The 22598-nt window shown below is 68.7% G+C and carries 17 protein-coding genes and 2 tRNA genes; 3 read left to right on the top strand and 16 right to left on the bottom strand.

Features of this window, described 5'->3' with window-relative positions; all coding sequences use genetic code 11:
• Nucleotides 1-32 precede the first annotated feature (32 nt).
• Entirely contained in the window at nt 33-611 is a 579-nt protein-coding gene (locus F8O04_RS11770) for a recombinase family protein (protein WP_158029557.1), read from the top strand.
• Nucleotides 612-663: 52 nt separating this feature from the next.
• Here the strand turns inward: F8O04_RS11770 and F8O04_RS11765 are convergent, their stop codons facing one another.
• On the bottom strand, nt 664-921 hold the full coding sequence (locus tag F8O04_RS11765) for a hypothetical protein (protein WP_158029556.1): 258 nt from the start codon (nt 919-921) through the stop codon (nt 664-666).
• 62 nt (nt 922-983) lie between these two features.
• Between F8O04_RS11765 and F8O04_RS14870 the strand changes: the two genes are divergently transcribed.
• Nucleotides 984-1130 carry a hypothetical protein gene (locus F8O04_RS14870; RefSeq protein WP_188726424.1) on the top strand — a complete coding sequence of 49 codons (147 nt, stop codon included), beginning with the start codon at nt 984-986 and terminating at the stop codon, nt 1128-1130.
• Nucleotides 1131-1377: 247 nt separating this feature from the next.
• Here F8O04_RS14870 and F8O04_RS11760 read toward each other — a convergent pair.
• From F8O04_RS11760 to F8O04_RS11710, 12 genes are all read right to left on the bottom strand, one after another.
• A tRNA-Ala gene (locus F8O04_RS11760) sits at nt 1378-1450 on the bottom strand.
• 184 nt (nt 1451-1634) lie between these two features.
• A complete protein-coding gene (locus F8O04_RS11755) occupies nt 1635-3815 on the bottom strand; it encodes an ATP-binding protein (RefSeq protein WP_158029555.1) in 2181 nt (726 codons plus the stop codon).
• A 305-nt stretch (nt 3816-4120) separates the two neighbouring features.
• On the bottom strand, nt 4121-4594 hold the full coding sequence (locus F8O04_RS11750; protein ID WP_263971341.1) for a very short patch repair endonuclease: 474 nt from the start codon (nt 4592-4594) through the stop codon (nt 4121-4123).
• Between the two features lie 22 nt (nt 4595-4616).
• Nucleotides 4617-5312 (bottom strand): heterodisulfide reductase-related iron-sulfur binding cluster, encoded by a 696-nt coding sequence (locus F8O04_RS11745; RefSeq protein ID WP_225735028.1) that lies wholly within the window; start codon nt 5310-5312, stop codon nt 4617-4619.
• Between the two features lie 47 nt (nt 5313-5359).
• Complete coding sequence (locus F8O04_RS11740) at nt 5360-6211, bottom strand: DUF3883 domain-containing protein (RefSeq protein ID WP_158029553.1); 852 nt, start codon at nt 6209-6211, stop codon at nt 5360-5362.
• Complete coding sequence (locus tag F8O04_RS11735) at nt 6195-8024, bottom strand: DEAD/DEAH box helicase (protein WP_158029552.1); 1830 nt, start codon at nt 8022-8024, stop codon at nt 6195-6197. Before F8O04_RS11735 ends, F8O04_RS11740 begins: the two co-directional genes overlap by 17 nt.
• Nucleotides 8021-9433, bottom strand: coding sequence for a ParB N-terminal domain-containing protein (locus F8O04_RS11730; RefSeq protein ID WP_158029551.1), 1413 nt, complete (start codon nt 9431-9433; stop codon nt 8021-8023). The genes F8O04_RS11735 and F8O04_RS11730 overlap by 4 nt, the downstream gene beginning before the upstream one ends.
• 144 nt (nt 9434-9577) lie before the next feature.
• Nucleotides 9578-10894, bottom strand: a complete 1317-nt coding sequence (locus F8O04_RS11725; protein WP_158029550.1) for a DNA cytosine methyltransferase — start codon at nt 10892-10894, stop codon at nt 9578-9580.
• A gap of 73 nt (nt 10895-10967) precedes the next feature.
• Nucleotides 10968-12149, bottom strand: a complete 1182-nt coding sequence (locus tag F8O04_RS11720; RefSeq protein WP_158029549.1) for a NaeI family type II restriction endonuclease — start codon at nt 12147-12149, stop codon at nt 10968-10970.
• A gap of 833 nt (nt 12150-12982) precedes the next feature.
• Nucleotides 12983-13117, bottom strand: coding sequence for a hypothetical protein (locus F8O04_RS15180; protein WP_263971340.1), 135 nt, complete (start codon nt 13115-13117; stop codon nt 12983-12985).
• A gap of 382 nt (nt 13118-13499) precedes the next feature.
• Nucleotides 13500-14219: a hypothetical protein gene (locus tag F8O04_RS11715; protein WP_225735027.1), complete on the bottom strand. Its 720-nt coding sequence runs from the start codon at nt 14217-14219 to the stop codon at nt 13500-13502.
• A 348-nt stretch (nt 14220-14567) separates the two neighbouring features.
• Nucleotides 14568-14654, bottom strand: a tRNA-Ser gene (locus F8O04_RS11710).
• 81 nt (nt 14655-14735) lie between these two features.
• On the opposite strand from F8O04_RS11710, the gene radA reads away from it, so the two are divergent.
• Nucleotides 14736-16082, top strand: a complete 1347-nt coding sequence (gene radA / locus F8O04_RS11705; protein WP_158029548.1) for a DNA repair protein RadA — start codon at nt 14736-14738, stop codon at nt 16080-16082.
• Nucleotides 16083-16311: 229 nt separating this feature from the next.
• On the opposite strand, the gene F8O04_RS11700 is transcribed toward radA, so the two are convergent.
• The 3 genes from F8O04_RS11700 to F8O04_RS11690 form a co-directional block, all read right to left on the bottom strand.
• Nucleotides 16312-18513 carry a bifunctional metallophosphatase/5'-nucleotidase gene (locus tag F8O04_RS11700; RefSeq protein ID WP_158029547.1) on the bottom strand — a complete coding sequence of 734 codons (2202 nt, stop codon included), beginning with the start codon at nt 18511-18513 and terminating at the stop codon, nt 16312-16314.
• Nucleotides 18514-18660: 147 nt separating this feature from the next.
• On the bottom strand, nt 18661-19299 hold the full coding sequence (locus F8O04_RS11695; protein ID WP_158029546.1) for a hypothetical protein: 639 nt from the start codon (nt 19297-19299) through the stop codon (nt 18661-18663).
• Between the two features lie 118 nt (nt 19300-19417).
• A complete protein-coding gene (locus F8O04_RS11690; protein WP_158029545.1) occupies nt 19418-22537 on the bottom strand; it encodes an ExeM/NucH family extracellular endonuclease in 3120 nt (1039 codons plus the stop codon).
• Nucleotides 22538-22598 lie beyond the last annotated feature (61 nt).

Below are 22598 nucleotides of genomic sequence, written 5' to 3'. Positions count from 1 at the left end.
TTGAACACATTTTTTGAACGAGGTGAGGAGCCATGGCACTGATCGGGCTGGTGCGAGTGAGCACCGCGAAGCAGGAGACCCAGCGCCAGCACGACGCGCTCGACCCGATCTGCATCCGCGTCTTCGAGGAGAAGGTGAGCGGCAAGCTCAAGGTCGACGATCGCCCCGGGCTGCAGGCGGCGCTCGACTACATGCGGGACGGCGACATGCTCGCGGTGCAGGAGGTCGACCGCCTGGGGCGTAACCTGCTGGAGGGCCTCATCGTCCTCACTGAGCTGTTCGAGCGCGGGTGCACCGTCAAGGTGCTTGAGGGCATCGCCGCCGGCGAGCACTCCGAGCGCAGCCTCATCCTCGACCTCGACCTCGCCCTCGCCCTAGCCGAGGACCGCCGTCGCGACATCGTCCGCAAGACGCGGAACGGGCTTGAGGCGGCACGGAGGCGCGGTCGGGTCGGCGGACGGCCGCGGGTGGTCAACGACGACAAGCGCGCCGTGATCCTTGCGCGGCGCGAGAGGGACGAATCAATCAGAGAAATCGCTCGCGCGGTCGGCGTCTCGGTCGGCACGGTGCACGCGGTACTGGCAGCGTCCCGAGCGGCGGGGGCGGCATGACCAGAGCCCCGTGGACATCGGGGCCACGGGGCTCTGGTGTGCGGTGATCGATCTAACTGAGGACGGCGGTGATTCTTGCTGCGAGCGTACTGGGACCGTCCCCCTTCTCGATGTCAATCCGAGAGGTGCGCCCGCCGATCCGTTCAACCTCGACGTAGACCCGGCCGTCACGCCAGCCGGCGTCCTGAACGATCAGAACACGACACGGGGAATCAGCGGGCAGAGAGAGCTGCTCGATCGCCAGACGCGCAAGGTTCTTCGGATGACGGAGCCCCTCCGGGAGCTCGTCCCAATCCGGCAGCTCGGTCATCGTCCATCTCCTCGAGTTGGCACGCTCTAGCCTACGGCGCGTCGTCCTGGCAGGCTGGTGGCGTGGATAACGAACACGTCATCGAGGATGATGCCCCACGCGGTGCGGATGATGCGCTCGAGGCCGCCGTCAAGCGGGCGGTCGCGAACGCGTCGGCGCTTTCGATCGAGCAGCGAGAGCTCATCGGTCGCATCCTCACCCGCCCCTGAAGTCGCGCGCCGGAGCGCACTCGGGGCGCACGGGGCAGAATCGGTGATCCGGGACCTGCAGGATTCCGCGGGTCGTGGGGGCGCACGGGGCGCACCGAACCCAACACGGATTACTACCGCTATTCGCCTTCCTACTACCACCTGGGCGCGTGCTGCGTCCGCTCAGAACGGCCGCTCCAAACCGACACGTGACACGGAAAGAGGCGGCTTTCCCGAGCGGGAAAACGGCCTCTGACCTGGGGTGATATGGAGCCGAGGGGACTCGAACCCCTTGCCTCCGCCTTGCAAAAGCGGCGCTCTAGCAGGTGAGCTACGGCCCCGTTTTTGCTGTGGATCATGGGAGAATCGGACTCCCGACATCCTGCTTGCAAAGCAGGGCACCAGAGTGCCTTTAGCCTGGTCAGAGCAGGTTTGTGAATCGTCGAAGTCGCATCTGGGGCACGTAACGGCTCAGCAGGCCCGCTCGGGTTCGCCCGGCGAGGACCGCCATTGGCTTCTCTCGGTTTACGAGTACAGGCTCTTAACCCGTGAGTAGAGCTGTCGCAGCGCCACGTCGGACATGTCGATGATCGGCTCGTACATGAACGAGTTGACGTGGATGTTCTCCGGCGTCATGAGGACCACGCCGTCGAGCGTCTCGATCGCCTCCGCCGTGCCGAGCCCTCGGCTCCTGAACGCGCGGAGCAGCGCGTACGCCTGATTGGCCGTGATGCCATCGGTGAACGGAGGGTCGGCGAGTTCGGTCACCATGTACTGCTCCGCGAGGATCCGGGTCGCGATGGACAGCACGATCTTGTGCTCGAAGTTGACTCCCTCAGGCGCGGCCAGCGCGAGGTCGGCCTGCGCGAGCACCAGGTCGATCACCGACTCGCCGGGCGACCCCCAGGACGCGTCCCCCTGGCCGTGGAAGGTTCCGTTGAAAATCCGGTCGAGGTCAGCGTTCGTGATCGACGAGGAGTCCTGCTTCCAGTGCAGGAGCGAGGTCAGCCTGAGGTAGTCGGGGTCGTCATCGCCCTTGGTGTACTCGAGGATGTTGCGGGCGAAAGGGATCGACGCGACGCGCTGCATGCCGTCGCTGAAGAAGTTCTTCTTGAAGCCGTGGATGAACGGGTTCTTGACGTGGGCCGCCTGGTCGAGGACGACCCTCGACTCGCCCTTCTGCGCCATGAAGCACCTCTTGTACGAGACGACCCCGCGGCTGAGCAGCGTTCGGAAGAAGTCGAAGTTGTGCGTCAGGAGGATGAGCTTGAAGTCGGCGTGCTCCGCCATCTCCTTGAGGTACTGGATGATCGCGTACTTGTTCTTGTAGTCGAACGAGTCGGCGAGGTCGTCGATGATGAAGAGCGTCTCCCTGCCCGCGGCCTTGCGCGCCTCCATCTCGAACAGGACGTTGAGGATGTAGAGGGCTTTCTTCTCGCCAGTGCTCAGCACCGCCAGCAGGTCGTCGCGCTCGACGCTCGTCGAGTCGCCGCCCTCCTCGAACTCGAAGATGAGCTTGAGCATGGTCTCCTGGCCGAGCATGACCCGGTACTTGTTCTCGGCGCTGAGCCGGAACGGCACGAAGAAGCGCTCGTTGAAGATCTTGATGACCTTCTCCCACTGGGTGCTCTCGGCGGCCGCCTGCTGCTCGATCTCCTTGCGGCGTGCCTCGGTCTCCTTGAAGCACGTCACCACCCGGTCGAACAGCTCCTGGTGGGTCTTGAAGTACGACTTCCAGACGTCCTGCTGGAACGTTGAGACGTTTGCGAGCTCCGAGAGGAGGTCCACCCGGCCCGCGACGAAGTCGAAGAATTTGCGAGTGTCGACGTTCTTCTGTAGGGCCTTCTCGACGGCGTCCAGCTTCTTGCGGAGCGCGTCGTCAGCGGTGATGCGCTTCTTCTCCTCCGCGATCAACGCCGTCAGGTCAGCCGCGCTGTTCACGGCCCGCGGACTCTCCTCGCCGTGCAGCAGCAGGGAGTGGTTCGCCGCGAAGAACCCGTTGTCGCCGAGGCTCTTCGTCACCTTGGCCGCGTTGTAGAAGCTGAACGACGCCCGGTTGAAGAACGCGGACTCGTCGAGGAGCTCGTTCAGCCGGGTGACGTACTGCTCCAGCTCCGACTGCAGCGCCGGCGACCTTAGGATCGCGTCGACGTTGTCGTTGAAGAGGATGTCATACGGCAGGTCGGCGAACCGGGCGTCCTCCATCTGCTCGACCTCGTAGCTCACCCGGACGAGGGCGTCGAAGAACTTGTCGGCATCATGCATGAACACCTGCGACACCGCGCTGACGACATCCTGCTTCGTGCCGGCCTGCGCCGTGAGAGCAACGACCAGTTCGTCTCGGGCGTTGAGGAGGTCGACTTGAAGCCCTTCGTACTCCTTGCGGAGCGCGGCATTCACGAGGAGGGTCGAGGTCTCCTCGGTCGGCCCCACCTCTTCGTCGTAGGAGAGAACCACGACGACGTCCGACGAGTCGATCTCGCCGCCGGTCTCGTCGGTCACGCTGCGGGACGTCTCCCGCTCCGGGAACATGTGGTCCTTCGTCTCCGTTCCGTCCGACAGATCTCGGAAGGTCCGGGCGAAGGACGTCTTCATCGTGCCGTTGGGCGCGTAGACAGCAGCCGCGCTGCAGTCTCCGAAGTCGAACGTAGCCTGCAGCTCGCGGATGCCGTGGCAGTTCTTCAGCGCGACGTTCAGGGTCTCCATGCCACCAACCTAGAGGTGGCCGGCGACAAGTCGCGCATCACTAGAGCGGCAGGTCAGCTGGCCTGCGCGACGACCTCTCGGAGAGCGGGTCCGCGTCATCCGACTCGCACGCGGGCTCACCAGGAGCAGACGGCCGAACAGCTGGGCGTCACAGTGTGCTACTACGCGAGCGTGGACCGCGGCGAGAGGAATATGTTGCTGGATCGGTCGAAGCCTTGGCCGAGCAGCTGGGCGCGGCAGTGAGATTGAAGCTCGAAGCGAAGTGACCCGGGCAGCCCGAGCTGCGTTTGCAGAGCGCCCGTTGACTATGACGAGCGCCGCTGCCGGACGATCGAGGCGATGCGCTCGGCGGCCGACTGCGCTGGCTCGTGCTCCCAGATGCGCACCGGGGTCCACCCAGCGTCCACGAGCCGGGAGTCAGTGTCGGCATCCCGGGCCCGGTTGCTGGCGATCTTGCCCGACCAGTACGCGGGGTTCGCCTGCGTCTCCCGCCGGCAGTGCTCGGGGCAGCCGTGCCAGAAGCAGCCGTCGATGAACACGGCGACCTTCGCAGGTCCAAAGACGATGTCGGCCCGCCGCCGCAACTTCGGCAACGGGGCGCGGTCGACGCGGTATCGGAGCCCCATCGCGTGCAGGAGCCTCCGGACGGCGAGCTCCGGCGCGGTGTCGCGCGTGCGCTGCAGCTGCATCCGGCTGCGGACGCCCGGCGTTGAGGCATAGGACGCGGACTCGGAGTCCGAGCGTCTGGTGCGCTCATTCGATCTCGGCCGGCCGTCCACCCTTCAATCATCCTCCGGCCAGCTACTGCTGGTCCCGCAGCCGCTCGGCGATCTCCGGCCGCAGATCGACGGGGGTCCTGAGGTACGCCTCCCAGGCGCGGTCGAGCTCCGTCATGCCTCGCCGGCCGCGCTCCATCCAGCGGAGAAGCCGACGGCGGTCGCCCGGGCTGAGGGCGTTGGCGGCCGCGACGGCGTCGCCTATGTCGATCGGTGCTTTGTCCTGCCCGGACCTGCACCTGTTGCACTCGGTGACGAGCATCTCGGTCTCAGTGCCCTCTAGCGTGCGGACCTTCCGGCGCGAGACCGACAGGACTGCGGTCATCACAGGGTCGTCCCGGTACGGCTCCGCGCCCGCGATCCCGCAGAGGGTGCACATGTAGCCGTCGCGCGCGAGGACTGCTCGCCGCTCCTTGCTCGGGATGGCCTTCCGCGGCGCAGCCTTCCGGCGCTCCTGCGGGTCCCACACGGCGACTCCGGCCTTCACGAATCGCTGGTCCTCGGCGAGCAGAGACGCCTCTTCGGTGCTGGAGTGCACGACCCACCCGTAGTCACGGAGGTCACGGATGCGCCTGTCCACTTGCGACACGCCGGGGAAGGCATCCCGCAGCTGGTTCTTCGTGAAGGTGCCTCCCTCGCCGACGACCTGCAGGAGCCAGAGCGCCCCGCGGACCATCGTCCCCGCCGATGACTCGGGGTCGTCCCACGCCGGTTGTTCCACTGCTTCTTTCCCTTCCCGTGCACCCATTGCTGCGTTGCCCCCGCCGCTCACGCGACTGCGCCCGCGCGCCACGGCGGAAGCGCGCCCGCTGCGTCCACCCCGAGCTGCGGCACGCGGTCCTCGATGACCGCCGCGGGCACCTCGACCTTGCACGACGCCCAGCTGACCGACGGCGTCGAGTCACACGGCACGTTCGCGGCGATCCACTCTTTGGGAACCGAGCCGACGCCGACGACCTCGAGACCGGGAGTCAGGCGCACCGCGACCAGGACCCAATGGCTGTCGCGCAGCATTACTTCGCACTCGTGGCGCGACAGGTACGCGGTGAACCGGCCGGCCCGCGTCGTGCTCTTCACCTCGAGGTGGGCGGCGACGGGACCCTGGCTGAAAGCGATGTCGTAGCCGAACCCGTCGGACCACGTCGACACGTGGTCGACACGGCCGTCGGTTCCGTCTCGGAGCATCTGGACGAACGCCGCTTCTCCTGCCGCACCGACCTGCTCGCGCACAGCTGTGTCGACCTTGCCCCAGCTGCTGACGAGCTCCTCGTACACCTCGCCCGCACCGACGCCCAGGGCCTCCCCGGCAGAGACGATGTCCGACGGGAGATCGTCGGGCGACCGGACGAGCTCGTCCGCGTCCTGGAACCACGTCGGCGCTGCGTTCTCGAAGATCGCGCCGAGGATGCGGCTGGCCGGGGGAGCACCGGACCCCGGGAAGCCCAGGAGCCCCATGTCGCTGAGCCACGCGAGCGCAGTGGAGTACTGGGTCGGCGAGAGGTCGCTGTACTGCCTGTGCGTGTTGAGCAGGGCCTGGGCGCGCGGAATGCCCCCGCTCGCTGGGAGTATCTCCAGCCAGCGCCTGGCCGCGAGAAGCACGGGCTCAGGTGGAAGACGCACGCAAATGGCCCATCAGCGCTTGGAGGTCCCCCCGGTCGAGGCCGCCGCCGATGGGCGGCTCCTCGTCGAGGTCGGCGAGCTGCTGGACAGCAGGGTCGTCGAGGATGCCGCCCATGAACGCCAGCTTGTCGGCGAGCCGCGCCGCCACGACCTCGTCGATGGTGCGCTCCGATGCGAGCACCGTGACACGGGTCTCGGTGCCGGGCGGTAGCCCGAGCCGGTGGATCCTGTCCAGGCTCTGGAGGAACCGTCCTGCGGCGAAGTCGCGGTCCAGGTAGACGGCGTCATGGCACTCGTGGTGCAGGCTGATCCCTTCCCCGAGCGTGGCGGGGTTGGACAGCAGGACCATGCAGTCGTCGTCGCGCTTGAACCGCCGGATCTGCTCGTCCCGGTCCGGCGTGCCCCCGTGCACGACCGCGGGGCTGAACCGCCCGAGGACCCGCTCGAGGGTGTTGATGCTGCGGATGAAGGTCGACCAGACGAGCGTCTTGCGCCCGCGCGCCGCGTTCTCGCTGACGATCGCGAGCACTTCCTGGTACTTGGGCGACATCTCGTACGCGGGCAGGTCCTGCATCAGCTGGTAGAGCGACGAGCGCTCGGGGACCGGCAGCGGCGGCACGCGGTACGCCAACGGCTCGTAGCGGCTCGCTCCGACTGCGAGCAGCGCGGGGCTGGTCGCTGCCATGAGCATGTAGACCAGGATCTGCCCGAGTGCATGGAAGTCGCCCTCGTGCCCCGCCGCACGGGCGGAGAACTGGCCGACGAGTGCTTCGTATATCTCGGCGTGCAGCGGCGGCAGCGGGATGGTCCGGATCGCCGTCTCCACCGGGGGCAGGTCGAGCTCGCCCTTGGTCGTGCGCGTGAAGAGCGGCCGGAGCACGCGGCTCGCATCGGCCAGGCTCCCGCCGTTGACGGCCCGTATGACGCTCTGGCGGCCCGTCCCCGGCCAGACGAACCCGAAGAGGTTCTCCAGGTCCTTCGCGCCGTTGGGTGCCGGGGTGCCGGTCAGGATCAGCCGCCGCCTGCTCCGCGGCCCCAGTGCGAGGCAGGCCGCGCCGTACGCGCCGTCCGCGCCGAGCTTCATGCGGTGGGCCTCGTCGAGGATGATCATCGACGGGCGCTCCGTGAGCCAGCGGCTGAGCGCATTGACCATGTTAGGGAGGCGCTCGTAGTTGACGATCAGCGCTTCCGTGGTGCTGGCCGGGGCACCGTCGGCGATCTCCATCAGCAGCGGTGTCCGCAGGCACTCCGTATTCTCCTCCAACCACGCGGAGTAGCTGGACTTCGGTCCTACGATCAGCAGCCGATCGAGGCCCTCGGCCCGGCGCAGCGCCTGGAAGACGGCCAGCCCGACTCTCGTCTTGCCCGCGCCGGGGACGGAGAAGTTCGCGCCGTGCCGGAGCGACAGCAGCTTCGCGATGTCACGGCGCTGGAATGCCGTCAAGTCGCCCGCCCACCCCGGCCCGAGGGCGTCGGGGACCGACTCGGCGTCCACCGCGCCCGGCGCACCCGGGCTGGCCAGCTGGCCCGACACTGTCTGGGCATCCTGGAGCGAGTCCACGACCAGCGCCTGGAGCTGCGCGTCCCAGGCCACGTCGCCGTCCGCCTGGTGCGGCCAGCCGCCGAGGGCCCTGAGGTTCGTCAGGAGGTCGTCGAGTTCGATCTCGATGCTGCTGGGCGACCGCTGCGTGCTCGTCTGGAAGCCGACGGCCAGCCTGCGGAGATGGTCCTCCAGGCCAACTCGAGCGATGAGGCGTACGCGCGTGACCTCTGCCGCAAGGCTGATCGTGAGGCTCGGGCCGTCGGCAGTCATGACCGCGGGCGGACCGCATCAAGGAGCCACGCGACGCCCTCCCCGGGGGCGGAGAAGGTGCGGCCCGCCTGCCGGGCGAGGCTCTCGAGGCTGTCGCGGAGCACAATGAGTGCGTCGTCGAACGCGTCGTCGTCGAGCGCGCGCTTCGCCTTCGCCTCCGCGAACTCGTTGGCGCACTGCGTGACGTAGTCCGCTGCGTCGGTCAGCCGCTCGGGCACGGCGATCTGCCGCTTGACGAGCTCGGCGTTCTGCCCGGCGAGCTTCACGGCGACGTCGAAGGTCTCGCGCGCCTGCTTCATCACGTCAGCCGCCTGCGCGACGTCCTCGGGCGACGCGCTCTTGCCGTCGCGGGCCACGGCCTTGGCGCGGAGGAGCCGGTTCGTGAGAGCCTCGGCCGCGGCGGAATCGGTGCTCTGGCTCGGCACGGTCGCCCCTGGGATGCCGGGGACCGGGATGCCGCCCGCCGCTCCCGCGGGCTCCGGCTTGAGGTCGCCGGGCAGTCGGCTCTCGAGGTACCTGGTGTGGAAGTCGGCCTCGGCGAGCCGTAGCGAGGTCTTCGGGTAGTCGAGGAGCACCATCGCCAGGCGCGACTGCTTCAGCCGGTTGGCGGAGTCGGGGTCGGTCTTGGCCAGCTTCGTGTAGTCCCGGTGGAGCTCCCTCAGCTTCTCCTGGTGCTCCTCGAAGTCGATCAGGCGCAGCGTCGCCCCGTCGTCCGTCTTGCTGCGGTCGATAGCGTCGAGTATGAGCGCGTAGACCCAGCGGTCGCGCTGCAGCGTCGCGAGCTTGATGTTGAAGTCCTTGGCGACGTCGGCTTCGGAGCGGCCGCGCCCGAGCTCTTCGTCGATCGCGATCAGGCGGTTGATGTACGAGTAGTCGCGGCGGCGGTCCTTCCGCAGCTGGAGTGACAGCTCCACGGTGTTGATGTCCTGTCGGGACGTGTCGTCCGGCAGCACGCCGACCCTGATGTTCTGCTCGCCGAGGTCGATCAGGGCTGCGGCGCGCGTATTCCCGTCGACCAGGATCCCGTGCGGGCTCACGATGCCGGGCTCCCGCTGGCCGACGTCGTCCAGCTCGTCCATCAGCGCTGTGTACTCCGGGTCCGTCTGGTCCGGGTTCGCAGGCCGCTGCCTGAGGAGGTCGTGCAGATATGCCTGGGCCTCTTGGCCCCACGGCTCCTTCTCGATCGCGGCGTTGCGCTTGGCGTCGAGGGTCCGCTGCGCGCGGATCCTGTGGGTGTCCGGGTTGAAGTAGAGCATCTCGACCGGCATCGAGACCACGTAGAGATGGCGGGGCTCCCCGCGCCAGTCGATCGTGATCTTCGCGCCGTCCTCGTTCATCGCCTGGCGCAGGCGCTGGTCGATGACGGCCTTGATTTCTTCCCCCTTGGGAGGGATGCCGAAGTCTGGCATTGATGGATCTCCTCGGACTGGTGGATGGGTCCCGCGTGCCCGGGCACCCGGCACTGTCAGGTTATCGACCACCTCCGACGTCGGTCGGGAGACACAGCAGACGAAGGTCCGCCGGCGGTTCGAGGACTCCGGGTGCCCTCTCGCTCAGCTGATCTTCGAGCGGAGCCTTTCGGTGGCGAAGGCCAGGTGCCGGGAGTGGTCTCCCTGGCCGCGGAATGCCCGCCACTCTCCCAGGCGGTAGGCCGGGTAGCTGCCGCGGCGGCGCACCTCGATGTCGAAGTCCCGGCGGAGGAACTCGATCCGTCGCTCGATCTCGTGGTCGCCGAGGGCACCACCGACCGCCTTCCGCAGCGCGGGGAGCGAGACGAACCCTTCGCGGTCCCGGAGCACTCGGTACACCTCGTCGCGGTACTGGCTGCGCGCGCCGTGGTCATCGCCCGACGACCGAGTCTCCTTACGGAGAGCGGACGCGATCGCCAGCCCGACGGCACGAGCGACAGGCGGCGGGAACGCGTTGCCGATCTGCCGGTACGTCGCCGTCTTCCGGCCGCGGCCGTCGCCGAAGTCCCACTCGTAGCCTGGGCCGGCCCATCCCTGGATGCGCGCGACCATCTCGTTCGTCAGCTTCGGCACGAGGTCGAGCGGGGCGTGGGGCCCCGGCGCTGCGTCGGCGATCCCGAGGCCGTCCACGCCGATCGCCCGCCACTCGCGCTTCGCCCGGGTCGGGCCGAGGTCCGGGCCGCCGTGCTTCTTCGAGCCGCCCACGATCGTGGGTGCCACGCGGTCGGCGCGCTTCGCCCACTCCTCCGCGCCCGCCCAGCCGTTCGCTGCCATGAGGTCGTAGAGGGCGGAGCCCACGGTCTGCGCCGCTGGCGTCGGCTCCGGCCACGAGAAATAGGGAGCAAATTCCTCGCGCAGGGCCACGAGGATGAAGCGAGGTCGGAGCTGCGGCACGCCGAAGTCCTTGGCTTCCAGCAGTCTCCAGTCCGCGCGGTAGCCGAGCTCGGCGAACCGGTCGAGCACTGCCTGCCGATAGCCGGCGAAGCGCGGCATCGACAGGCCCCTGACGTTCTCCAGGAGCACTGCGTCGGGCTGCATCCGCCCCGCCGCCTCGACTGCCCACGCGAACAGGTCGCGCTCATCAGATGTGCCCAGCTGCTTGCCGGCGATCGAGAACGGCGGGCAGGGAACGCCGCCCGCGAGGAGCGAGACGCCCCGGTAGTCCTCCGGCTCCCAGACCGATCGGTCGGCGACGTCACCGACCGCGACCACGGGCCGAGGGGTGCCCTCCTCGGAGGCGAGCCGAGTCAGGTTCCGGTCGAGAGTCTCGGCGGCGGCCCGGTCGAGCTCGACGGCTAGCACATGCCGGAACCCTGCGAGATGGAGACCCAGGCTCTGACCGCCCGCGCCGGCGCAGATCTCGACGGCCGTCAACTCGGTGCTGCGTGATTTCCCATCCATGGTGGGCCCATTCTGGCAGGGGCCCCCGACATCGCAGGGACGCGCGCCGACGACGGGCACAGGCCGCCGCGAGTCAGCGGTTCTCGCGGCGTTCGCCGTACCAGAGCGGGTCGAACGGCGCGCGATCGTCGGGGGCCGCAGGCCTCAGCGAGAGACCTGACGGGCCAAGCGCCACAGGGCCGTCCCATCCCTCCTGTACGGGCGCGACGTGCCCGGCGACGTACTCCGTTCTCCGCGGTACCGGCAGGCCGAGGTCGCGCGCGGCGTCCCGCTGCCAGTCGTAGGCCCCGCCGAGGACGACGATACCCTCAGAGGCCAGCGGGTCCCGCGAGCCGCTCTGCCCTCCCCGGACTCGCCTGGTCACGTCGAGCTGGGCCGCGACCGTCGCCACCGCTGCGCGGCCGACCACCCGACCGGCGGTCCGCCGGAAGAGCTCCGACACCCGCGCGGTCCCGGCCCCAGCGTCGAGGACCGCCTCCACGTCCGACTCCGGCATGTGCAGCAGGGTGTTCGGGGGAAGCGGCGCGTCCTTCTGCAGCCACGCGATGGTCGCTCTCCCTGCCGCCGACAGCGTCCGCTTGGCGTCCCGGTTCTGACCGGCGTTGAGGAGCCCCTCGGATGCCCGCACGACGCCGACCGAGAACGTGGACTCCCGGTCGCTGGCGGTGATGACCATGCACAGCTCGCCGACGGCCTCCGGCGGGAGCATCCAGCCGCCGGAGCCCTGGCTGTACTTCGCGTCGACCTCGTGGCCGGCGATGCGGTAGTCGAGCTTGTCGCCGTCGCCGTATTCGAACTGGCGCTGGAGGTTGATCTCCACCAAGGTGCCGAAGTGCGTCTTCTCCGTCTTGAACAGCTGGTCCCACCGGTACCGCCGGGTCCGCACTCCGTCGTACAACTGGTCGAAGGTGTCACGGAGCACCTGGCCGGTGATGGTGCCGTCCGGGTCGAGCCCCTCCATCTCGCGCACCACGCTGTCGCGGGCGTCGTCTTCAGGCAGCGGGAGAGGCAGCAGGGTCACATCAAGGACGTTACCGGCACGGGGCGGCCCGGCCTCCGGGGTGCTCCGCAGATGACTACTCGACGACGACGCGCCGAGGTCTCTGAGAGCGTGCAGCGTCTCCGGGGCCAGATCTGCACTGGCGAGCTCGCCGTCGGGTCGGGTGCGCTCCCCGAGGACCACTGCGCGGCCGTTGACCGTGTCGTCCGGGTAGAGGCCCCCGTGGAGCTGGTGCGCGATCTTGGTGGCCAGCAAGCAGGTTGGTCGGCAGCTCCTTCTCCTTGCCCGCCTCGTCGAGCCACAGGACGGAGCCACCGTCGATCTCGACGGGCTGGACCAGGGCGTCGCCGAGGATCGCGTTGATCGCTCCCGGAGCGCCGGCCGCGACCGGCCGAAGGACCGCGACGTCACCGCCGGGCTCGATCAGCAGTCCGAGGACGGTCGTCGGCATCGGGGCTTCCTCCATGGATCGATGATCCCAGAACCGATGCGGATCAGCCCTGCCGCAGGCGCTCGATCTCCGCCTCCAGCTCGCGGACCCGGGCCTCCAGGTCCGCCTTCGTCGGCCTGCCCGCTCGCTTGGAGGGCGCAGACGGAGCGGCCGCCGCACGAGCCACCTCCGGCTCGGCCACCAGCCCGGTGGCCGAGCCGTCGACGATCGTCGCTGGGTCCAGGCCGCACTCCGGGCACGACCTCGCTCATGAACGCGTTGTGAAGGGTCTTGTGCGTGTAGTGAGCGGTCCGCTCGACGATGTGCCCGCAGTAGAGGCGGAGCCGCCACCTCATCAGCTCATGGGGCGGCGGCGTGGGACGACTGCTGAACAGCCGAGCGATCGTCTCTTTCTGCGTCGGCGACATCGGCGGTGGCGGGCAGCACTTGCTGCAGTGCGTGGTCAGCAACCCGGAGACCGAGTGCCGGGCCGCGTGGCACTCGCCGTGGTGCTCCTTGTAGACCGCTTCCTCGGCGTCGTAGCGGGCGCGCTCCTCGTCGGTGAAGTACATCGTGCCCTTCGACTCCCAGTGCTCATCGTCCCGGTACGGTCGCCCGCAACCCGGGCAAGGCTCGCCGGCGGCGTACTGCTCCCAGGTCAGAGAGGGGGGACCTCGCACCGGACCGCATCGCGAATCTGCTCGCTCTGCTTCTGAGCCCGCTCGGCCGCATTGGTCAGCTCGAAGGGGGCGTCGAGATCCCCGCGCCGCTCGTAGTCTGTCATTTGCACCATGCACCGACGCTAACCCGCATGAAGGACATGCGAGCCGAGCCGCCTCGCCGGGGGCGCACTCGGCCTCGGCGGGGGAGCGGCTCCCGCGTGGTTCCGCGGGAGCGATGGGCGCACAGGGCGCACTCGACCCAACACGGATCACTACCAGAGTCGACCAGATCACTACCGTCATGGGGGCTTCCAACCATCGGTCCCCGGCCTGTCCTGGACAGCGAAAGAGGCCGCCTCCCTCAACGGGAAACGGCCTCTGACCCGGTTTTTGTGGAGCCTAGGAGATTCGAACTCCTGACATCTTGCTTGCAGAGCAGGCCCAGTGAGCGAATTATGCCTAGTCAGGGCTGTTTTTCTTCGTAGGCCGAGCGCACTTTGGGCGCACCAGCACTCACGGACGACTTCCGAGCATCACGGGCACCTGCGATCGGGCGAGCAAAAACGCGTGGAGATCCCGGTCGAGCATGGCCGCGAGCCGTAGCGTGTCCTCGTGCGCTTCCTGCGCGCTCAGGCGCGCCCCCTGGCCCGGCAGGGGCATTCCGTTGACGAGCGGCTCGTGGTGGGCGACCCGGTTGCGCAGTTCGTTGACGCGGCTGACTATGGCCAGTGCGTACTCGCGATTCCACCGCTCTTGATCGGCTTGGGCCTGCGCTCGCCCACCGGGGAACGCTTTGTCGAGCACGCCTCTCCACAGAACCTCGTAGTCGCAGCGAACGCGGCGCGGGGGCTTACCGGCGTGGTCGCCCTTGTCGAGGATTCCTCGCCAGAAACCGAACATGCACTGTGCGACGAGCTTGCCCGGCGTCTTGGGCTCTTTGACCTGACCCCATGCCGTGCTCAGCGTTTTCATGGAGCGGTCATCGAGCGGCATGGCTGGGTTCTCGTACCAGTTGGTGCCCCACTTGACTTCGAGTTGCGCGCTCATCGCGTTGCGCAGCGCGACCTCGAGGATCGCGAGGTCGCGGAGGAAGGCGACAGCCAGGTCGCGGTCCCAGAGGTAGAGTTCGCGCGCTCGATCGGGATCCCCTGCAGCGGCGGAGATATACGTGCCCATCCGCGTCGGAGTGATCGACCGGTCCAGCGCCGCGACGTGGTGGGCAGGCATCGGCACTGGACGAAGTCTCCTCTTCGATGTAGTGTGGAGGGGAAGTCCCCGGCATAAGCCTCTGTCGAACACGAGTCGGCACGCAGCCGGGGTTTTTCTTTGCCTCCGAGTCTATGGGACCCGTGAGAATTGAGCGCTCACACCACCTCGCCTGCCGGGGCGACGAGGGCATCGATCTTCGCCATCAGCGGCGCGAGGGCGTGTGGATTAGCTAGCAGGGCGGCTCGGTACCGGTGATCAAGCGGGGACGGCCGCTGACGATCCTTGTCAGATTCTTGTCGGATCACCCTCGCCCGGCATGCCGAAGGCCCCGACTTCCGCGTCATTCCGGGGAAGTCGAGGCCTTCGCGAGCGCGGTGACGGTGGGATTTGAACCCACGGTAGAGTCGCCCCTACACAACATTTCGAGTGTTGCACCTTCGGCCGCTCGGACACGTCACCGCCGAAGAGAATACGCGGGCGCCACTCCCGCCGCAAATCCGCGGCGCAGCGCTGTCGCAGGGCGGCTCTAGGCTGATTCGCATGGCTGCTCCCCGACCACGACCACCCGGCTACGTGTGCACCGAGTGCGGGGCGACATCGGCGAAGTGGCTCGGTCGGTGCACCGAGTGCGGGTCGTGGGGCACGGTCGTCGAGCGCAGCGCGGCCGGCCCCGCCAACCGTGTCGACGCCGCCGCCGTGCCCGACGACCGCCGCGCCGTGCCCATCACGAAGCTCGCGAGTGATCACGCCGTCTACTGGCCCACCGGCATCGGTGAGTTCGACCGCGTGCTGGGCGGCGGCATCGTGCCCGGCGCGGCGATGCTGCTGTCGGGCGAGCCCGGTGTCGGCAAATCCACGCTGCTCCTCGAGCTCGCAGCGCGCATCGCGTCGACCGGTGCGCGCGTGCTCTACGTCAGCGCCGAAGAGTCGACCTCGCAGGTCCGGCTGCGCGCCGAGCGAACCGGCGCGCTGCAGCCCACGCTGTACCTCGCGAGCGAGTCCGACCTCGCAACGATCCTCGGCCACATCGAGCAGGTCGATCCCATGCTCTTCATCGCCGACTCCATCCAGACGATCGCCTCCGCCGACGTGTCGTCGCTCGCCGGTCAACCGAGCCAGGTCCGAGAGGTCGCCTCAGCGCTCATCCGTATCGCGAAAGACCGCAACCTGCCGACCGTCATCATCGGCCACGTCACGAAAGACGGCCAGGTCGCGGGCCCACGACTCCTTGAGCACCTCGTCGACGTGGTGGCGCACGTCGAGGGCGACCGGCAGACCTCCCTCCGCTTCGTCCGCACGCTCAAGAACCGCTACGGCGCCACCGACGAGGTCGGCTGCTTCGAGATGACCGGCGACGGCATGACCGAAGTGGCCGACCCATCCAGCCTCTTTCTCGCCCAGCGCGGGGCGCCGGTCTCGGGCACCTGCGTCACCGTCGCCCTCGAGGGCCGCCGCGCGATGGCCGTCGAAATTCAGGCGCTCGTCGTGAAAACCAGCGCCCCCAACCCGCGCACGGTCACCAACGGCGTCGACTCCAGTCGCGTCGCCATGCTCGTGGCGGTCTTGCAGCAGCGCCTGTCGCTCAATTTCGCGGGCCACGACGTCTACGTCTCGACCATGGGCGGGATGCGCCTGGTCGAGCCCGGCGCCGATCTTGCCATCGCGACCGCGCTCGCGAGCGCCCTCATGAACCGGCCTGCCAAGCCTCGCTCGGTCGTCATCGGCGAGGTCAGCCTCGTCGGCGAGATCAGGCCGGTGACGCAGCAGCGCATGCGCGAAGCCGAAGCAACGCGGGTCGGCCTCACCGACGTTGTCGACGCCTCGCTCGAAACGGTACACGCGGCGATCGGGCGAGCCCTGCTGCCCGCCGCACCCCGCGGGGAGTAGCGCACCGGCAACACCCGTCGTGCTGCCTGATTCATCGTCGCCTCGGGGAGCGCGCCGCGCGCGAATGTCGACGATCGGTGGCTGGCAGATGCCGCGATTTCGAGCCGAAAACGAACACCTGCCAGCACTCGATCGTCGGCGAGTCGAACGCGCGAACGGGGCGCCACCCGTAGTGAGGTGACGCCCCGTTCAGGCGTTGCGCCGCTCAGGCGGCGCGGTCGGCGTTCGCCTACTCGACCATCGCGCGGCGACGAACCAGCAGGAGCGTGCCACCGAGCACAAGCGCGGCGAGCGCGGCCGCGATGCCGAAGAACATCACATTGGAGTCTTCGCCCGTGGCGGCGAGGTCGTCATCGCCACCGGCAGCCGGAGGAGGCGTCGTCGTGTCGGGCACGTCGACCGTCTCGGTCGGCGAGGGGACCACCCCGCCGTCGTCGTCGCACGTGACCTCGATCGGGAGGATCACGTACGAGCCGGACGGCTGCGCCTCCAGCACGATCTCGAACGTGTCGGTGAGGAAGTCGGCAGGGATCGTGACGACCAGCTCCGCTGCACCGTCGGTGACCGTGGCCGTGCCGACCTCGACGGTCGTGGCCTCGCCGGCCTGATCCTCGACGTAGGCGGTTGCCGTCAGCTCGGTGTTCTGGATCGCGCCGAGCGAGCCCATATCGGTCTTGCTGACCTGGAACGTGGCCGAGTCACCGCAGGCGATCGGCTCCGACGGGAAGCCAGCGACCTCGAAGGAGTTGCGCTGCTGGTTCGGGGCGACGCCGTCCTCCTGGCTCTGGATCCACGAGACGAAGGCGTCGAGGTCGATGAGGCCCGTGTCGGCGACCTCGCTCGCGTTCGTGAAGGCGCGGAAGTTGTCGCCACCGGCCGCGAGGAACGTCGGAGCGACGACGTTGTAGGTGCCCTCCGCCGTCACCGCCTCGCCGAAGAGGTACATGCCCGTGATGCGGTCACCCTCGGGGCGTGACGCGTCGTACGTGTACGTGAAGCCGTCCGAGATGCCGAGCTGCAGGTAGGGGCGGCTCGGAACGTTGCCCTCGGCATCGGTCTGCCACTGCTGCTCGAGGATCTGCTTGAGCGTGTCGCCCGCCACGGTCGCAACAGACAGGTTGTTCGCGAACGGAAGCACCGTCGCCGCATCCTTGTAGGTCAGCACACCGTCGTCGTTGATCAGGTCAGCGCGAAGACCGCCCGGGTTCATGACGGCGAGGTCGACGGCGCGGCCGGTACCGCCGACCGACTCGAGCATCGACGTAGCGACCACGTCGCCGAGCGATGAGGCGTTCGCGCGGTCGTCCTCAACCGTGATCGCGCCCGTCTCGTCGTAGACCTTGGCGCGCGTGACGTCGTCCGTGAGCGTACCGATCTGCACGCTGCCCGCCTCGTCGGCGTCGGCGACCGCCTGGTCGATGATCGCGCGGATGTTCGCGAGGCGCGGGTCGACGGCGACCTCGGCCGGCGCGTCAGCCGCGTCCATCGTCGGCACGATCGAGCTGTCGGCTGCCGTCACGGTGTTCTCGGCGTCGACGGTGAGCACGACCTGGGCGATGTTGCCCGCGTACTCGCCGCCCTGAACGACCGGGCGGGTCTGCTCGCTGCCGGGGATCGGTGCGTCGTAGGCGTACGTGCGGTGCGAGTGCGCCGTGTAGATCGCCGAGACCGCGGGGCTCGTGCCGTTGACGATGTCGTTAAAGACGTTGCTCGCCGCGACGTTCTCCTCGAGGGACACGTTCGAGAACGGCGCACCCTCGTGGTAGGACGCGACGATGACGTCGGCCTCGCCCGACGCCGTCAGGCGGTCGGCGACCTCGTTGACCGCCTCGACGGGGTCGGTGAACGTGTAGCCGGCGATGCCGTCGGGCGAGACCAGGGCGGGGGTCTCCTGCGTCACGGCACCGATGATCGCGACGTTCACGCCGTTGACCTCGAAGATCGCGTACTCATCGAACGGCTTCGTGCCGTCGGGGCCGACGAAGTTCGCGGCCAGGTCGGGGCCGTCCGTCAGCGGGGCGATGCGGTCGATCGCGTCGGCCGCGCCCTTGTCGAACTCGTGATTGCCCTGAGTGAAGGCGTCGACGCCCATCTCGTTGAGGATGTTGATGGCCGGCTCGTCATTGAGGATCGACGACTCGAAGATCGACGCTCCGACGTGGTCGCCGACGGTGAAGACGAGGCTGTTCGCCTCGGTGAATCCCTGCTGGGCCGTCAGCACGGTGGCTGCATAGTCTTCGCCGTCGAGGATGCGACCGTGGAAGTCGTTGATGCCGATCAGGTTGAGCTGGGTCTCACCGGGTGTCGGCTCGATGATGTTGGGGGTGAGCACGGCGGCCGCGGTGGGGGAAACGAACGCGGTGGCTGCGAGCGCACACCCGGCGATCGTCGCGGTCGCGCCGCCGATCACGGTGCGTCGGGTTTTCGTCACGGGATGACTCCTGCCTGAGTGAGTGGGGACGCGTCACCATGACACGCACATCTAACGTTCAGGTAAATCGCGGGCGGGAGTCGCGTTGAACTTCGGCGGAACCGCGGGCCACGCGATCTCCCGCACGGGTCAGCCCCGGCGTGTCGCCTATTCGAGCACGAACGTCGCGGGAGCCGATGGGATGCCCCCGATCGAGACGACGAGGTTGTACGTGGCGCCACCCCCGACCGCCGCGGGCCGCTCGCCATCGCACGTGTCGGGCGTCGAGCGTTCACGGACCCACGTGATCGCCGGCGCGTCGAGCGATTGGCCCGACTCGAGCTGCACGACATCGTTGGCCGGGTTCTCCTGGCAATCGGTCGACACCCAGATCGTGTCCGCCCCGCTCGTCACCGTGTAGACCTGCGTCGCCGTGCCGATGTCCATGACGCACGGGGCCGCGCCAGCGTTGGTGACGCGCAGCGAGAACTGCGGCTGCACGCCTTCCGCATACGACGGGGCATCCGTGAACGCCTCGACGATGACGGTGTCGGCCGTGCAGTCGGCCACCGGCGCCGGCAACGGCTCGTCCGATGGTTCCGGCGACTCGCTCGGGGTTCCGGATGCCGGCGACGTCGATGGGGCGGTCGGCGAGGAGGCCGTCGGCGTCGGGCCCGCCTCGCTGGTCGCCGCTCCCCCGACGAGGGCCGAAACGCCCCACCACACGAGCGCGATCACTACGACCGCCACCACCGCCACGGCGATACGACGGCGCCGATAGACGGATGCTGGGTGTCGCTTGGCCATGATCGCCAGCGTACGAAGCGCGAGCGGGCCCACCGCGCTGAAACGCCGCGGCTCACCAGGGGAAGCCCGATGAGCCGCGGCGTCTCAGCGTCGCCCGGAGGGTGCGCCGACGGCGGTATTACCCCGCAGCCTGGCGGCGACGGAGACCGAACACCGTGAGCGCGCCGGCCGCGAGCAGCACGGCGCCGAGCCCGAAGGCCCATGCCGTGTCATCGCCTCCGGTCCGCGCGAGGTCTTCGCCGCCATCGAAGGCCGGCGGAGCGGTCGCGCCGGGGGTGGTCGCCCCGGGGGTGGTCGGCGTGACCACCGACGCGATGACCGTGAACTCGGCGCTCGCGGTCAGGTCGCCCTGCGTGAGCACGATGCGGTAGTCGCCGGCCGCCGCAATGCCCTGTGACCACACCGTGAACGCCAGGGTGCCGTCGACGGCGGGCATCGTCGTGGCGGGGTCCTCGAACTCCACCGTGATGCTCGTGCCGTCCGGGTAGAGGATCTCGACCGTCACGGGCACCTCGGGCTCGAACCCGGCGGCCTCGACCGGCAGGCCCGACTCGCTGAGCTCGGCGTCGGTGATCACGCCGGGCACGGAGACTGTCGGCTCGCCGGGAACCGGCTCGGTCGTCGGCGGCGTCGTCACCGGCGGCTCGGTCGTCGGCGGCGTCGTCACCGGCGGCTCGGTCGTCGGCGGCGTCGTCACCGGCGGCTCGGTCGTCGGCGGCGTCTCGCTCAGCTGCAGACCGACGACGGCGGGGTTGTGGTCGGACGAACGGAACATCGTCTCGTCGTACAGCGGCACAATGTTGTAGTTGTAGCGCGAATACTCCTGGGCGATCTGCTCGTTCGCGTTGATTGGCCACACATCGGCGCCCGTGACGTACTCGAGCGCGGCGTTCGACGCGAAGACGTGGTCGAGCGAACCGACCGTGCCGTCGAAGAGGTACGAGTAGTTGTCGCTCATCGTCGACGTCAGATTGGCGTATCCGGCCGCCTCGATCGTCGTGGCCGGTGTCTCCTTCGAGTAGGCGTTGAAGTCGCCGACCAGGAACACGAGGTCGGTGCCGGCGGCCGCCTGCTGCTCGTCGGCGAATGCGACGAGTGCCTCGGCCTGGCGGGTGCGGTCGCCGTTCCAGCCACCGACGGCGCCAGCGGGGCCGACGGCGTCGTCACGGTCCTCATTGTCGCCCGAGCCGCTGCCGCCCTTCGACTTGAAGTGGTTCACGATGACGACGAGCTTCTCGCCGCTGGCCGAGTCGACGAACGTCTGCGAGAGCGGAGCGCGGCCGTTCGAGAACGCGGCGTCGTCGAGAATCTCCGACTCGCCGTCGAGCTCGACCGTTGCCGGCTGGTAGATGAAGGCGGTGCGGATCACGTCGTCACCCGTCGCGGGGATGACGGACGGCGAGGGCACGTACGCCCACTTCTCGCTTCCGGCGGCCTCGTTGAGTGCATCGACGAGGGCGGAGAGCGCGGTGTCGCGATCAAGGCCGAAGTCGCTCGAGTCTTCGATCTCTTCGAGCGAGACGATGTCGGTGTCGAGCGCGTTGATGGCCTCGACGATCTTCACCTGCTGGCGCTCGAAGTTCTCGGTGTCCCAGGCGCCGCGCGGCAGGCAGTTGTTCGCCGCAATGGGGTTGCCATCGCGGTCGCGGTAGTTCTGGTTGGCCGTGCAGTAGTCCTCACCGAGTGACGTGAAGTAGTTGAGCACGTTGAACGTGCCGAGCGTGAGCGAGCCACCCACGTCGGCGGGCGACGTCGTGCGGTCGTTCTCGAACGTAGCGGGCGCATCCTCGGGGTTGTCGCCGGTGAGCGGCACCGTCGGCTGGAAGCGGTACGAGCTGTAGTCGAAGTGCACGACGACGGGGTCGGTGAACGAGACCTCCGCACCGACGCGAACGGGGTTGTCGATGGTGAGGTACGGAAGCGGCAGGTGCGCGTTGACCATCGAACCGCCCGAACGCTCGAGGAAGTCGGTCGTTGCGCCGTCGTCGAGGATCACACTGTGCGCCTCGTTGTACTCGAGCTGTGCCTGCGCTTCGTCGCTGAGGGGCGCGCCGGCCTCGGTCGGGGTCACGAGCGGCTGGTCGCCGACCGCGAGACCGATCTCGCCGTACTGGTTGAGGCTGTAGTTGTCGGCGACGATGTAGGTGCCCGCAGGCTCGATGAGCATGTGCTCCCAGACCTCGCGCTCGTCGTCGGTCTCGGGCCACTCGACCGCGGCGGGAACGACCGGGGCGAGCGGCTCGACGAGCTGCGTCACCGCGCTCGCCGAGATCTGCGTCGAGCCGAAGCGCTCGCCGACGACGCCGGTGACGCTCACCGAATCGCCGATCTCGACCGAGGTCGCGAACGACGGCCCGTACACGAAGATGCCCGTCGAGGCGTCGTGCGAGGCGGGGTCGGCCTCGCCGGGCTCCTGGATGTTGAAGCCGCCGAGACCGCCGGTCGCGTAGACCGCGGTCACGACGCCCGTGGTCTCGACCGTGTCGCCCTCGAACGGCGACGCCATGCCGGGGCCCTGGATCTCGGAGATCTCGCGGGGCGTTGCGGGCCCGGGCGGCGGCGTGGTCGGTGGGGTCGTGGTCGGCGGGGTCGTGCCCTCACCGCCGGAGTTCTGCGGCGTCGGGGTGCCGGTCGCGAAGTCGTTGGCGTTGTTGTCGGTGTCGACGCCGGCGGAAACACGAGCCGTCGAGGTGGCGTTCTGCGTGGCCGCGGCCGCGCTTCCCTCGTAACCTGCCGCGTTGGGGCCCCATCCGATGCCGTCGACGTAGCCCGCCATGCCCGCCGACACGAAGTCGCCCGCCGGCGGCGACGATGGCCTGTCGGCGCTCGACGTGAGGATGACGCGACCGGTGGTGCCGCTCATGCTGAGCGAGCCGACGGCATCGGGCTCCGGGAGGGCCTCGGTGCCGCCCGATCCCGCTGACTGCTGCACGAGGAAGTAACCGCCCGGGGCGATCGTGCCCGCCAGCGTGGTCGTGCCGCCCCAGCCGCCGCTGGCCGATGCGTAGTGCAGCGCCCATCCGTCGATCGAGATGGGTGCGTTCGCGGGGTTGTAGAGCTCGATGAAGTCGTGGGTGTAGGTGGAGCCGGAGTTGCCACCGCCGCCGTAGACCTCGTTGATGACGACGTTGTCGCCGGCGGGCGCTGCACTTGCGGGCGCGGCCGGTTGCACTGCTGCGCCGAGCGCGCCGACGGTGACCGCCGCCGCCGCGATGGCGAGGATGCGGGAAAGTTTCATGGGAGCCTCACGGTAGTGACCTGGGAATCACCCGCACCGTACTGTCACCCCGCGACACCCA

The organism is Pseudoclavibacter endophyticus (assembly GCF_008831085.1).
GTDB classification, from domain to species: Bacteria; Actinomycetota; Actinomycetes; order Actinomycetales; family Microbacteriaceae; genus Pseudoclavibacter; species Pseudoclavibacter endophyticus.
The sequence above is the reverse complement of the archived record's forward strand: the minus strand, read 5'-3'. Positions and strand labels throughout refer to the sequence as shown.